Source organism: Paenibacillus sp. FSL R10-2199, assembly GCF_038000235.1.
GTDB lineage: Bacteria > Bacillota > Bacilli > Paenibacillales > Paenibacillaceae > Paenibacillus_AQ > Paenibacillus_AQ phytohabitans.
The window spans coordinates 2843784-2857094 of the sequence record NZ_JBBOBO010000001.1; the positions used below are offsets into that span (position 1 = coordinate 2843784).

11 protein-coding genes are annotated in these 13311 nt (G+C 56.4%); all 11 read left to right on the top strand.

Features of this window, described 5'->3' with window-relative positions; translation table 11 throughout:
* Positions 1-610 precede the first annotated feature (610 nt).
* The 11 genes from NYE33_RS12330 (at position 611) to NYE33_RS12380 (ending at position 13302) form a co-directional block, all read left to right on the top strand.
* Positions 611-1798 carry an exonuclease SbcCD subunit D gene (locus tag NYE33_RS12330; protein ID WP_341065947.1) on the top strand — a complete coding sequence of 396 codons (1188 nt, stop codon included), beginning with the start codon at positions 611-613 and terminating at the stop codon, positions 1796-1798.
* A complete protein-coding gene (locus NYE33_RS12335; RefSeq protein WP_341065949.1) occupies positions 1795-5403 on the top strand; it encodes an AAA family ATPase in 3609 nt (1202 codons plus the stop codon). Before NYE33_RS12330 ends, NYE33_RS12335 begins: the two co-directional genes overlap by 4 nt.
* A gap of 606 nt (positions 5404-6009) precedes the next feature.
* A complete protein-coding gene (locus tag NYE33_RS12340) occupies positions 6010-6369 on the top strand; it encodes a histidine triad nucleotide-binding protein (RefSeq protein ID WP_042139435.1) in 360 nt (119 codons plus the stop codon).
* Between the two features lie 138 nt (positions 6370-6507).
* On the top strand, positions 6508-6681 hold the full coding sequence (gene rpsU, locus NYE33_RS12345) for a 30S ribosomal protein S21 (protein WP_005547957.1): 174 nt from the start codon (positions 6508-6510) through the stop codon (positions 6679-6681).
* Between the two features lie 15 nt (positions 6682-6696).
* Positions 6697-7140 carry a GatB/YqeY domain-containing protein gene (locus NYE33_RS12350; RefSeq protein ID WP_039310385.1) on the top strand — a complete coding sequence of 148 codons (444 nt, stop codon included), beginning with the start codon at positions 6697-6699 and terminating at the stop codon, positions 7138-7140.
* Between the two features lie 379 nt (positions 7141-7519).
* Positions 7520-8860, top strand: coding sequence for an NfeD family protein (locus NYE33_RS12355; RefSeq protein WP_063779841.1), 1341 nt, complete (start codon positions 7520-7522; stop codon positions 8858-8860).
* 87 nt (positions 8861-8947) lie between these two features.
* Positions 8948-9949: a flotillin-like protein FloA gene (floA, locus tag NYE33_RS12360; protein ID WP_039310446.1), complete on the top strand. Its 1002-nt coding sequence runs from the start codon at positions 8948-8950 to the stop codon at positions 9947-9949.
* Positions 9950-9965: 16 nt separating this feature from the next.
* Entirely contained in the window at positions 9966-10580 is a 615-nt protein-coding gene (locus NYE33_RS12365) for a hypothetical protein (RefSeq protein ID WP_341065951.1), read from the top strand.
* A gap of 263 nt (positions 10581-10843) precedes the next feature.
* Positions 10844-11137, top strand: coding sequence for a sporulation protein YqfC (gene yqfC, locus NYE33_RS12370; protein ID WP_039304110.1), 294 nt, complete (start codon positions 10844-10846; stop codon positions 11135-11137).
* Positions 11134-12315: a sporulation protein YqfD gene (gene yqfD / locus NYE33_RS12375; RefSeq protein WP_076245018.1), complete on the top strand. Its 1182-nt coding sequence runs from the start codon at positions 11134-11136 to the stop codon at positions 12313-12315. The genes yqfC and yqfD overlap by 4 nt, the downstream gene beginning before the upstream one ends.
* A 15-nt stretch (positions 12316-12330) precedes the next feature.
* Positions 12331-13302, top strand: coding sequence for a PhoH family protein (locus NYE33_RS12380; protein ID WP_039304117.1), 972 nt, complete (start codon positions 12331-12333; stop codon positions 13300-13302).
* Positions 13303-13311 lie beyond the last annotated feature (9 nt).

A 13311-nucleotide genomic window follows, 5' to 3' on the forward strand; every position in this document is an offset into this window, starting at 1 on the left:
CATTTTGGAATATAGGAGCGTCAGCGTCTGCCATTGTCTGCGGATTTCCACCGTGAACAGCGAAATATTTCAAGAAATCTGCAGACGGGCAGCGGCCGGAGGGCGAAGTGTTCTCTGGAGTCACGATATAGTTTGAGCTGATAGACTGACGAAGAGTTACTATATAGACAGCGCTTAGACTGTAAACAAACAAGTAACCGGCCACCGCTATTCTGTCACTCGGAATCTTTTGATCTTTATATCTGATTTGTTAGTGGCAGAAAAGAAATGAAAGCCTTACGTTTACGCTGCACAGGAGCAAATGTTGTACGTTATACAACTTGAATTCTTATATTCATAGCTATTCGAAAGATTGTTGTACGAAATACAAGAATTCTCCTTCTAATCCGCTTTGAGAAGCAGAAATGCTGCCTTTTATACAACAATTCTGGATTAGGATCGATATTATGAGGAAAATGTTGTATTTCGTGCAGGATTTCAACAAAATACGCGGATGGTCAACACATATGGAAGATTATCAAAATTTTGCTCTGGCTACAGCAGCAGGAAATCCAAACATCTATATATAAATCTATGATTGCCGCAGACAGGCGGGGAAAAGAGGGCGGATATGCGCATATTGCACACGGGAGACTGGCATCTGGGGCGGACGCTGGAGGGCAGAAGCCGGCAGAAGGAGCAGGAGCAGTTCGTGGATGAGCTGGTGGGGATTGCAGATTCCTCCGGAGCGGATCTGATTCTGATGGCGGGAGATGTCTACGATTCGGTCAATCCACCGGCTGCGGCGGAGCAGCTGTTCTACGAGGCTGCGGCCAGACTGACGGCAGGCGGCAGGCCGCTGGTTGTCATTTCGGGCAATCATGATCAGCCGGAGCGTGTAGCTTCCGTGTCTCCGCTTGTCCGCAGACAGGGGATTACACTGGTAGGGATGCCGACCTCAGAGCCGGTGACGGTGCATGCTGCAAGGACCGGTGAGATTGCCAAAATCGCTGCGCTCCCTTACCCCTCTGAAGCCCGGCTTGGCGAGCTGCTCGCCGGTGACGGCGGAGAGGCTGAGCTGCGGCTGGCTTACAGCGCACGAGTCGGCAGGCTGATGAATCTGCTCGGCCGGGAGTTCTCACCGCAGACCGTCAATCTGGCGATGAGCCATATTTATGTACTGGGCGGGGTGGAGAGCGACTCTGAACGCCCGATCCAGGTTGGCGGTGCCTATACCGTAGATCCTTCGGCGCTCTCCTGCGGTGCACAGTATACGGCACTCGGGCATCTGCACCGGGCCCAGCGGGTCAAGGGCGACGGCATGATCCGCTACAGCGGATCGCCGCTCGCCTACAGCTTCTCAGAGGCGGGGCAGGCAAAATCTGTAGCTCTGATAGACGTTGCGCCCGGCGGGGAGCCGGTCTTCGAAGAAATCTATCTGAGCTGCGGCCGTCCGCTGGTTAATTGGAAGTCAACCGGCGGATTGCAGGAGGTCTACAGCTGGCTGGATGAAGGCAGGGATGCGGGGGCCTTCATCGATCTGGAGCTACGTCTGACGGAAGCGATGTCGATGAACGATATCCAGCGGCTGCGCAAGTCTCGGGAAGGCATTGTACATATCCGTCCGGTTTATCCGCAGATGGAGCAGGAGCTGGAAGAGATGGCACGTTCACGCGTGCCTGTGCAGGAATTGTTCCGCAAGTTCTACCAGCGCCAGACGGGCGGTGCGGAACCGGATGACAGCCTGATTGAGCTGTTCCTGGAGCTGGCTGAAGAAGAAAGGCAGGAATCTGCGGATGGGGAGGAGATGCTTAAGTGAAGCCGATACTACTGAAACTATCCGGACTGCAAAGCTATAGAGAGCAGCAGGAAATAGATTTTACCAGTCTTACCGAGACCGGGCTGTTCGGGATCTTTGGTCCGACGGGCAGCGGCAAATCCAGTCTTCTGGATGCGATCACGCTGGCAATGTACGGGAAAGTGGAGCGCGCAGTGAACGGGACTCAAGGCATTATGAACCATTCTGAGGACCAGCTCAGTGTAGCCTTCACCTTCGAGCTGACCTCTTCTTCCGGAGCGCGCCGTTACCGGGTGGAACGCAAATTTAAACGGACCGGTGAGCAATCGGTCAGTAATACGATCAGCCGGTTCATCGAGGTCAAGGATGACGGCGATGTTGTGATGGCCGATAAGCTTGCGGATGTTACCCGCTGTGTGGAAGAGCATATCGGGCTGAAGATGGATGACTTCACCCGGGCGGTGGTGCTGCCGCAGGGCAAATTCGCCGAGTTCCTGTCCCTGCGCGGTGTAGACCGCAGGCAGATGCTTCAGCGGCTGTTTCATCTGGAGCAATACGGGGACGGGCTGGCCCTTAAGCTTAGCCGCCGCGTCAAAGAGAACGAGGCGGCACTGCGAGCGCTGGAGGCCGAGCAGCAGGGACTGGGCAGCGCGGGCAAGGCAGACGTGGAAGCGGCAGCTGTCCGGGTGCAGGAGGCAGTCCGGCATGCGGAGGAATGCCGCAAGCGGCTCACGGAAGCCGCGGCGCGCGCAGAGCGCTTCGCCCGCATCCGCGAGCTGCAGGAGGAGCAAGCCCGCCGGGGGCAGCAGCGGCAGGCTCTACAAGCCCAGGAGGAGCAGATTCTCCTCCTGGAGCAGAAGCTCGGCAAGGCTGACGATGCCGAGAAAAGGCTGCCCGCGCTGAAGGCCTGGCGCAGCGCGGAAGAGGCCTGGAAGAGCCGCCATGCCCGCGCGGAGGGCCTGGAGGCTCTGGCCTCCGCCGCCGGTCAGGAGGCGGCGGTAAAGGCGGAGGCGGAAGCAGCGGCACAGGCCGCGCTTACCGCCGGGGAGCCGGCCCTCCGGCAGGAGGAGGGCCTGTTCCGCCGCGCGCTCGAGCTGGAAGCCGAGCTCGGCGGGCTGCGCCGGGAGCGCGCGGCGCTGCTGGCGCGCCAGGACGAAGCCGCCCGGGGCCTGGCCGCCGGGCGGGAGAGCCTGGCCCGGGAGCGTGAGCTTTTGGCCCGTGGCCAAAAGAAACAGCACGAGCTGCAGCAGAGCCTGCAGCCGCTCGCGGTCCGCTCCCAGGAGCGGCAGTCTCTGCAGGAAGCCATGCAGAGACTGCAAGGGCTGCGTTCTGCCGAGCTCCAGCGGGAGTCGGCAGCCCGCGAGCACCGCGAGCGCGCAGCGGTGCTCGCTGCGGCGCAGGCGCGGCTGGCCGCTGCTTCTTCGCGGCGGCAGGCGCTTGGTGCAGGGCGCGGGGAGCTGCTTGCCGCCGCTGCCCTGCACCAGGAAGAGCTGCTTGCGGCCGAAGGTGCAGCGGGAGCCGCTGCCGGCCGCCTGGAGCAGCACACCAGCGCGCTTGAAGCTGCGCTGAAGGAGCAGGAGGTTCACAGGCTCTCGCTGGCGCTCGCCCGTGAACTCCAGGAGGGTGTGCCCTGCCCGGTGTGCGGCAGCCAGCACCATCCCTCCCCTGCGCTTAATCAGGAGCAGGGGGGACATGAAGAGCTGGACCAACGGCTCCGCCATGTCCGCGTTCTGGCCCGGCAGGCGCTGGAGACGCGCCATTTGTTCCGCAGCCTGCTGGAGCAGGACGGATCATGGCTTGCCCAGCTGGGCGGAGCAGCGTCCGAAGAGGCGATGGAGCAGTCTGCTGCCACTGCTGCCGGCGGCTCTCTTGCAGCTCTCGAGTCCTCAGCCGCCTGCGACTCTCTTGCAGCTCTCGAGTCCTCAGCCGCCGGCGACTCTCTTGCAGCTCTCGAGTCCTCAGCCGCCGGCGACTCTCACGCAGCTCTCGAGTCCTCAGCCGCCCGCGGCTCTCTTGCAGCTCTTGAGTCCTCTGCAGCTCTCGACTCCCTCGGAGCCCCTGCGTCCGCTGCATCTCTTGCAGCCGCAGACATCCCGGATGAAGCAGCATTATCCGGTTTGAATGCCCGGCTGTCCTCGCTGAAGGCACGGTCCGGAGAATTGCGGCGTGCAGCCGCAGACTGGCAGCGTTCCATGCAGGAGCTGGAGCAGTTGTATCACAAGGAAACGGCCGGTGCCGAAGCCGAGCAGTCCTGGGTGCAGGGACTGGCTGCCAAGGCGGAGGAACTTGCTGCCTCGGCGAGTAAGCTTAGGGAAGAATGGAACGGGCTCTTTCCGGAGCTTGCGCCAGAGGAGGCGGAGAAAGCCTATCAGGAGCTGCTCGCCAAGGATGAGCGGGCCGAGGAGATCCGCAGCAGGCTGGAGATCAGCGTCAAGTTCCTGGACGAGAAGAGTCTAGCTGTACAGACGCTGCAGGAGCAGCTGGCCGGACTCGACAAGGAACTCGCGCAGTGGGACGCCCAGCTTGAAGGCAAAGAAGCGCTCGCGCGTGACAAAGAGCAGCTGCTCCGGGAATGGACCGGCGGACGTCCGCCAGCGGCGCTGCTGGCGGAATGCGAGCGCAGGCTGCTGGAGCTTCAGACTGCGCTTGAACGCAGCCGGCGGGAGCACCGCCAGGCGGCGGACAACGCCCAGCAGCAGACCCGGGAAGCAGCGGTTGCCCGTCAGGCGGCAGAGTCTGCCCATGAGCATTATACGGCAGCCGACTCCCAGTGGAAGGAGGCGCTGCAGTCTTCGGCGTTTACTTCAGCCGCTGAGGTTGAAGCTGCGTCCCTGGAGACCTCTGAGCGGGCACAGGCGGCTGAGCGGGTGCGGGCTCACCGCGAGGAGGAAGCCGAGTGTGCATTGCAGCTGCGGAGCATAGAGGAGAAGCTGGATGGTGCTGTGCTCAGCGGTGAGGAGTGGCAGGAGAGCCAGGAGACACTGCAGAAGTGCAGGGAAGAGGATGAGAGTTCACTTCAGGCCCGCGCACGTGCGGAGCGTGATCTGGAGGATCTGCAGCAGCGGCACATCCGCTGGATGGAACTTGAAGGCCAGCGGGCAGGACATGCTGCTATGCAGGAGCGCTTGTCCAAGCTGCAGACGGTGCTGCGCGGCAACGCCTTTGTGGAATATATAGCGGAAGAACAGCTGATGCAGGTATGTCAGGCTGCCTCACAGCGCCTGCGTTTCCTGAGCAAGCAGCGTTATGCGCTGGAAGTGGACTCCGGCGGAGGTTTTGTCATCCGTGATGACGGGAACGGCGGTATGAAGCGGCCGGTCTCCACGCTTTCCGGCGGAGAGACTTTCCTGACCTCCCTTGCGCTGGCATTAGCCCTGTCAGCCCAGATTCAGCTGCGCGGACAATACCCGCTGCAATTCTTTTTCCTGGATGAGGGCTTCGGTACATTGGACCCGGATCTGCTCGATACCGTGATAACCTCACTGGAAAGATTGCACAATGACCAGCTGTCCGTAGGCATCATCAGCCATGTTCCCGAGCTTCGTGCCCGTCTGCCGCGCAAGCTGATTGTAGTTCCTGCAGAACAGGGCGGCGGGGGTTCAACCATTCTTTTGGAAAAAATGTGAAAGACGGGGTTGAATGTGACAACGATCACAGATACACCTTCAACCCCCTGTTATAATACAGCTAAGCCGACATCATTTGAAACACCTCGGCGGACGTATGACAGGGAATTTGTTCCTTCTCATACGTCCGCCGCCGAAGCAGCTCATATGAGCTGTGAAGGGTGTTTCTTTTTTTTGTTTTTTTTGTATGGAAATTTCTATGCCTTAAATCCTCGCTCCACCGCACCAAAATTATGCTGCCTGTTATAATACAGCTTTGTCCTCTTTGTCCTTATTTCATTTTCTTCTCCCTGAGGCAGCCTTTATGCTTGGACTCCACCTTTCGTTATGTTTCAATTTCCTGTATGATTAGAGCCATAAACTATATTTGTCGCGAAGCGGATCAGGCCGGAATAACCAACAGATTCAGGCTAATGCGCCCCGCCGGCCAAAAGCTGAGCTAATGATTACAGGGCAAGCCCCTGTGAGCGGTGGATTTTTATGAAGTGGAAACGGCCGTGAATACGCCTGTTTTTACAATATAAGGACTGCCGGTGCTACAGATTTTACCGCGGAAAGTGCCGGATGCAAGCTTCTGCATCACAAATTTTGGGGAGGAAGCGTTGTATGGAAACTGTGTTCAGCAAAATTATCGAAGGTTCGATCCCGGCGAGCAAAGTATTCGAAAATGAGCGGATTCTGGCGTTCTACGATATTGAGCCTGCAGCCCCTGTGCATGTGCTGATCATCCCGAAGAAGTTCATCGCTTCGATGAATGATGTCACGCCTGAGGATCTGCCGCTGATCGGCGAGATCCATGCTGTGGCGCAGCAAATTGCGGTAGAACTGGGAATCGCTGATTCCGGATACCGGCTGATTAACAACTGCGGACCGGACAGCGGACAAGCGGTGCCTCATCTGCATTATCATCTGCTGGGCGGAGCCAAACTCGGCGCCCTCGTCGGGAATTCTGCTTCCCACGCATAATCAGGAATTCAATAAAACAGACCGGCTAAAAAATAATAACACGAAGGTTGACACCTTATTTAGGTTTGACCTATAATGAAATTTGATGAACCGTGTTGTTATGCTCTTGGACGGTCTGGTCGGAGGGAGGGAAAACTGGTGTCTGAAACGAAAGTTCGCAAAAACGAGACAATTGATGCTGCACTTCGTCGCTTTAAACGTTCCATTGCTAAAGATGGTGTCTTGGCTGAGGTGAAGAAACGCAAGCATTATGAGAAGCCAAGCGTAAAGCGCAAGAAGAAGTCTGAGGCTGCTCGTAAGAGAAAGTTTTAGGAGGATTACCCACGCATGAATCTTAGCGAACGATTAAACGAAGATATGAAGCAAGCGATGAAGAGTAAGGACAAGTTCAGACTCTCCACCATTCGAATGGTTCGTTCTACAATAAAGTATCTTGAAATAGATTTGAAGAGAACATTAGACGACAACGAAGTGCTTGATATCCTTAGTCGTGAAATCAAACAGCGCAAAGATGCCCTCCAAGAATTTGAAGCAGCGGGTCGCGAAGAGCTTGCCGCGAGTACTAAGGCAGAAATCGAGATTATCATTCAATATCTTCCTGAACAGCTTTCCGAAGAAGAAATTAAAGTAATTGTACAGCAGACCATCCAGGAAACCGGTGCTTCTTCGAAAAGTGAAATGGGTAAGGTGATGAGCGCACTGATGCCTAAGGTCAAAGGTCGCGCCGATGGTAAACTCGTGAACCAGGCGGTTCAGCAATTTCTGCAATAATATAACGCTAGCACCCCTTTAATTAGGGGTGTTTTTCGTTATGTGGAGTGTTGCGGACTCCAAGTACCATAGCTTCGAATGCGGCAGTTTATCATAATGAAAATTTATTACCTCTATTAACATAAACCTCTCTAAACCTTTCTATTAACCTCTAGCTTCCCGTATTCCCTCCTCAAACAGTTTTGCAATCCATCAGTGAAGATGATCTTAATAGATACACTTTATCCACTGTTGAAACGCCTGTGCAGAAACTGGCGTACTAAGGATTATATGCTGCGTTTTATTATATGATAAGGATGCAGGTGGTTTTAAATCGTGCAGAGGGGAGGCAGCAAGCTTGAAAAAGTTACGCATAGGGGTCTTGTCCTGTATAGCCGCGATGATGATTCTGCTGATTCTGCCGTTAGCGGGCAGGGTCCATGCAGATAATGAAGCGGTTCGCGCGCCGGCTGCGGCTGCGGGTACAGTTGTGGGCGGTCCTGTGTTTATCATTCCGGTGGATCAGGAGATTGAGCGCGGATTGCAGAGCTTTCTGGAACGCGGATTTCAGGAGGCTGCCAATTACGGCGCGGTTCTGATTGTGCTGGAGATTGACACACCGGGCGGCCGGGTGGATTCAGCTGAACAAATCGGAAATATGGTCAGGGACAGCAAAATTCCTACCGCGGCCTACATCAAAGGCGACGCCGCTTCCGCCGGCAGTTACATAGCGCTTAATGCTGGCGCCATTATCATGAAGCCGGGCAGTATGATCGGTGCCGCTTCACTGGTAGACAGGAATGGCAATAGCGTGGAAGACGCAAAAATGGTATCCTACTGGAAATCCAAGATGGTAGGAGCCGCATCGCTGAACGGGCGTGATCCGGAAGTGGCTGCAGGGATGATGGATATCAACCTGGTGGTGAACAAGCCCGAACTTGGCGTGGCCAAGGGGCAGGGGGAAATCATCGCTCTGAGCAGTGAGGAAGCGCTCCAGGCAGGTTATGCCGACCGTATTGCGGGTACAGCCAATGAGGCCATTACTTGGCTGGGTTATTCTACAGATGACATTTTTCGCGTAGAGCATACCGGTGCGGAGAAAATGTCGCATTTTCTGACGAATCCGGTTATTATGACGATTCTGCTCTTTGTCGGCATCGCCGGGGTGTTCATTGAACTGCTGGTACCCGGCTTTGGGGTGCCCGGAATTATCGGGACGCTGGCATTTGCTCTCTATTTCTTCGGGAACTATGTGGCTGGCTTCGCCGGGGCGGAGACGTTGCTGCTGTTCATTCTGGGACTCGTAATGCTGGTGCTTGAGCTGTTTGTGCCAAGCTTTGGTATTCTGGGGCTGCTGGGCTCTGTCAGCCTTGTGGCTGGTGTTGTAAGAGCTGCTTACAGCTTTACGCATGCGATGTTCAGTCTGGGCATTGCTTTTTCGGCAGCGGCAGTGGTGATTGTGATTGTGGCTGTGGTCTTCAAGGAGCGGGGGATCTGGAACCGGTTCATTCTCCAGGATAGCCTCACCAAAGAGCAGGGGTTTGTGCCTGTGACGGAGAAGCTGAGTTTGATCGGAGCTTCCGGAATCAGCGTAACTCCGCTGCGCCCGGCCGGAACTGCCGCTATTGGCGGCGAGCGGATTGATGTGGTGACAGAGGGCGGATTCATCGGCGCGCAAACCGCTATTTCGGTGGTAAAGGTCGAAGGCGGCCGGGTGGTTGTGAAGGAATCCGTGAAATAGCTGTACCTCTGTTATGAGCAGGCAGCAGCGTGTAATACTGTATGGAAATAAGGTTAATCCCAAAAAATAACGGAGGTTGTAAAGCGTATGATGGAAGCATCTATGATTACTTTTTTGTTGATCGCGGTTGTCGTGATCATTGTACTAAGCGTCTTCTTCAGCTTCTTCCCGGTCATGCTGTGGGTTTCGGCCTGGGCATCGGGCGTTCGAATCAGCATTATTACGCTGGTAGCGATGCGTCTGCGCCGGGTAACGCCAAGCCGGATTGTCAATCCGCTGATTAAGGCTACCAAGGCAGGGCTGGGCCTGAATATCAACCAGCTGGAGAGCCACTACCTTGCCGGAGGGAATGTAGACCGGGTAGTGAATGCGCTGATAGCGGCACAGAGAGCGGATATTCCGCTGGAATTCACCCGTGCTGCAGCCATCGATCTGGCCGGACGCGATGTGCTGCTGGCGGTTCAGATGAGCGTTAACCCGCGGGTCATTGAAACTCCGATTGTTGCGGCTGTGGCCAAGAACGGGATTGAGGTCAAGGTTAAAGCGCGGGTAACCGTCCGGGCCAATATCGACCGTCTCGTCGGCGGCGCCGGTGAAGAAACGATTATTGCCCGTGTCGGTGAGGGGATCGTAACCACAGTAGGTTCGAGTGATTCGCACAAGGATGTGCTGGAGAATCCCGATTCCATCTCGCGGACGGTGTTGTCCAAGGGTCTGGACTCTGGTACCGCTTTTGAGATTCTGTCTATAGATATTGCGGATATTGATGTTGGGAAGAATATTGGCGCGTACCTCCAAACCGAGCAGGCGGAGGCGGATAAGCGCATCGCCCAGGCCAAAGCGGAGGAACGCAGAGCCATGGCTGTCGCCCACGAGCAGGAGATGAAGGCCCGGGTGGTGGAGATGAAGGCGCTGGTGGTTGAAGCCGAATCCCAGGTACCGCTTGCGATGGCCGAAGCGCTGCGCTCCGGCAAGCTTGGTGTAATGGACTACATGAACCTCAAAAATATTGAGGCCGACACGCAGATGCGCGGCTCCCTCGGTAAATTAAACGACGGGGACGACAGCAGTCGTCCGCCCCACAAATAAAGGGATGTGATTTCCCATGAGCAGCATACTCTACATCGTGGTCATTGCGGTGATCGCGGTCATCAGCAACTGGAACAAAAATAAAGGCAAGTCCGCCCCGCGCGGCGGCATGCCTACCTTTGGCGGCGGGGGCGAAGGGGGTCCGCTGCGCCGCCCCCGTGCTCCCGCCCGGACAGCGGATAGCGGGCGCCCTGAACGTCCGGGCAGCGGATTTCCGGAGCCCGGGGGGCGCCGGGGGAATTCGGGCCGGCCTGATCCCGCGCCGGAAGAGCGGGAATACGATGCTTCGCCGGCGTGGCCGGAGCGGGCAGAGCAGCCTTCGCCTGACTATGAGACAGGCGAAGGGATGTCCATGGAGCAGACCGGCGATATGGACGGTGTGCAGGCGCGGACAGAACGCATGCAGCGGGAGCTGGAGCGGCTGCAGGCGGCTTTTGACGGCATGGCGGCTGCAGTGCCTTCCACAGGCACAATGACTGCCGGAGAGGGCGCCAGTTCGTCTCAGGCGGGTACAGGGCAACATCCGCTGGTGCAGGACCGTGAGGCGCTGCGCAGCGGCCTGATGTGGGCGGAGATTCTGGGACCGCCCCGTTCCCGGCAGCCGCATGCCTCTGTCCGCAAGGAAGGCTGAACCCCCGGCAGAAGAGCGGCTGCTTTGCACTGCGGTTACCTCTTTGCTTTGCCTGAAAGCTCGAATTTGCTCCTTAAGAGGAGCAGATCCGGGCTTTTTGCCGTGTTATCCCGTGGACTTATCCTGCAGAATCCGCTGCATATACCACTGCCTGACTGATGGAGCCGCAGGAGCCTCACGGTACAAATGATGTGAGTTCTTCTCATAAACAAACGCCCTCCCGCATAAGGTGTACAGAAGGCAGGAAGGGGGAGCGTCTATATATGACCCGTATTGGCCGCAGGCTGCGGGGATGGACAAACGGGGTACTGGATCTTCCGCAGGATGTGCTGCAGGAGATGCCCCGGATCACCCTGATCGGCAATAAGGAATTGTATATTGAGAACCACCGCGGCGTGCTGCATTTCTCATCGGAGCAGCTCAGGCTGGCATTGGCCAAGGGATATCTGGAGATTTCCGGTGAAGGGCTGGTCATCCGCAATATTCTGGGCCAGGAGCTTGCCGTTGAAGGTATTATCGGTGAAATCAGGTATAAGGAAAGTGGGGAGAATCCATGAAAGAGCCGCCTCTGTCATCGCTGCGGGGGTTCGTTACACTGCATGTGACGGGACCGCAGGTGGAGACCTTTATCAACGCTGTAACCGGAGCAGGCATCGTCATCTGGGATGTGAGGCCTGCCGGGGACGGCGCTTCGCTGAACCTGCTGCTGGATGATTTTTTCAGACTCCGTCCGCTCCTTAAGAAGACAGGCTGCCGCATGCATGTTACGGCCCGTAACGGAATTCCTTTCCGGGCGGCCCGCTTGTGGAAGCGGAAGTTTTTTGCCGCAGGACTGCTGATCTTCGGTGTGGGGCTGCTGCTGCTGTCCTCTATGGTGTGGAGCATTAAGGTTGAAGGGAATACCCGCATTCCTACCGAGGACATTCTCGAAGCCGCACGCAAGGAGGGGGTGTACCCTTTTCAGTGGATTTGGCGGATGGAAGAGTCGGACAAGCTCTCCAGGGAGCTGACCACCCTTGTTCCGGGGCTGACGTGGGCAGGGTTTCACCGGACGGGGACGAGCATTACGATCCAGGTTGTCGAAGCCGACCGCCCGGAGACTAAGCCGCTACTCAGCCAGCGCCATCTGATCAGCAGGACGGATGCGGTTGTCACTGAAATCTATGCAGAGCAGGGCAGACCTGTGGTGAGCCGCAACTCCCGCGTCAAAAAAGGGGACATCCTCATCTCCGGAGCGCTGGGGGACGAGGAGAATACAGAGTTTGTAGTAGCCAAAGGCGATGTTAAAGGCCTGGTATGGCATGAATATAATCTTGAGGTGCCCCTCAAAAGAACGGGCAGTTCCTATACAGGAGAACGCAAAGACCGCACGTATCTCGTTCTCGGCAAATGGGCGGTGCAGCTGTGGGGGTACGGGGATTCCGGCTTTGAGAAGTCACGCACGCTTACGGAGCCCGATATGCTGTCCTGGCGGTCCTTTAAGCTGCCGCTGGGCATGATGACCGAGAAGGAGCTGGAGATTAAATATACCGCTGAAATGCTGACTCCGGAGGCCGCGCGGGAGGAAGGCCTGACGCGGGCCAAGAGTGATATTTTCGCGCGTTACGGTGCTGACAGCGTCATCAAAAGTCAAAAAATTTTGCATGAGAAGAAAGAGAATGGTAAAGTTTATATGAAAGTGCTGTTTGAGGTGGAAGAGAGAATCGCGGAAGAACTTCCGATAGTAAACAATTGAGGAGAATGAGGCTACTTGTCAGAACAGACTGCAAGCATTCGTATATCTTTGCAAAATGCGGGAGAAGCTCAATCCCTGTTCGGCCCGCAGGACGGATTCCTGAAAATTATCGAGAAAGAAATTCCGGCGGTTATCGACTCGCGCGAAGCTGAAGTTACCATACGCGGCGCTGAGCGTGAAGTGGACATGCTGGGCCAGCTGTTCAACGTGCTGCTGTCCCTGGTGCGGGGCGGTTACATACTAAGTGAACGCGATGTGCAGTACGCCGTAGAACTGGCGAAGGATTTCCGTGCCGATCAGCTGCTTGACCTGTTCAAAGGTGAAATTACAACAACTTTCCGCGGTAAACCCATCCGCGTCAAAACGATTGGCCAGAAACATTATGTGACAACCATCAAAAAGCGTGATATCGTCTTTGGCATCGGACCGGCGGGGACAGGCAAGACTTATCTTGCCGTTGTGCTTGCGGTAACGGCGCTCAAGGAAGGCTCCGTCAAGCGTATCGTGCTGACGCGTCCGGCAGTGGAGGCAGGCGAGAACCTGGGCTTCCTTCCCGGTGATTTGCAGGAGAAGGTAGATCCGTATCTGCGGCCGCTCTACGACGCCCTGTACGACGTTATGGGGCCTGATCAGGTGGCCAAGGCGCTGGAGCGCGGGCTGATCGAGATTGCGCCGCTTGCCTATATGCGCGGGCGTACGCTGGAGGATGCTTTTATTATCCTCGATGAAGCCCAGAATACGACACCAGAACAAATGAAAATGTTCCTCACCCGGCTGGGCTTCGGCTCCAAGATGGTCATTACGGGCGATGTTACCCAGATCGATCTGCCGCGCGGCAAGAAGTCAGGGCTGATAGAAGCCAAAGCGATATTATCCGGTATTGAGGAGCTCGGCTTTGTCTATTTTGCAGAACAGGACGTAGTCCGGCATTCCCTGGTGCAGAAAATTATCGTTGCCTATGACCGCTCTGCCGAAAACCTCCAATAAAAAAGGGGA

Coding starts and splice junctions, on each gene's coding strand:
- NYE33_RS12330 (WP_341065947.1), top strand. CDS start 611: ATGCGCATATTGCACACGGGAGACTGGCATCTGGGGCGGACGCTGGAG.
- NYE33_RS12340 (WP_042139435.1), top strand. CDS start 6,010: ATGGAAACTGTGTTCAGCAAAATTATCGAAGGTTCGATCCCGGCGAGC.
- NYE33_RS12350 (WP_039310385.1), top strand. CDS start 6,697: ATGAATCTTAGCGAACGATTAAACGAAGATATGAAGCAAGCGATGAAG.
- NYE33_RS12355 (WP_063779841.1), top strand. CDS start 7,520: ATGATGATTCTGCTGATTCTGCCGTTAGCGGGCAGGGTCCATGCAGAT.
- floA (WP_039310446.1), top strand. CDS start 8,948: ATGATGGAAGCATCTATGATTACTTTTTTGTTGATCGCGGTTGTCGTG.
- NYE33_RS12365 (WP_341065951.1), top strand. CDS start 9,966: ATGAGCAGCATACTCTACATCGTGGTCATTGCGGTGATCGCGGTCATC.
- yqfC (WP_039304110.1), top strand. CDS start 10,844: ATGACCCGTATTGGCCGCAGGCTGCGGGGATGGACAAACGGGGTACTG.
- yqfD (WP_076245018.1), top strand. CDS start 11,134: ATGAAAGAGCCGCCTCTGTCATCGCTGCGGGGGTTCGTTACACTGCAT.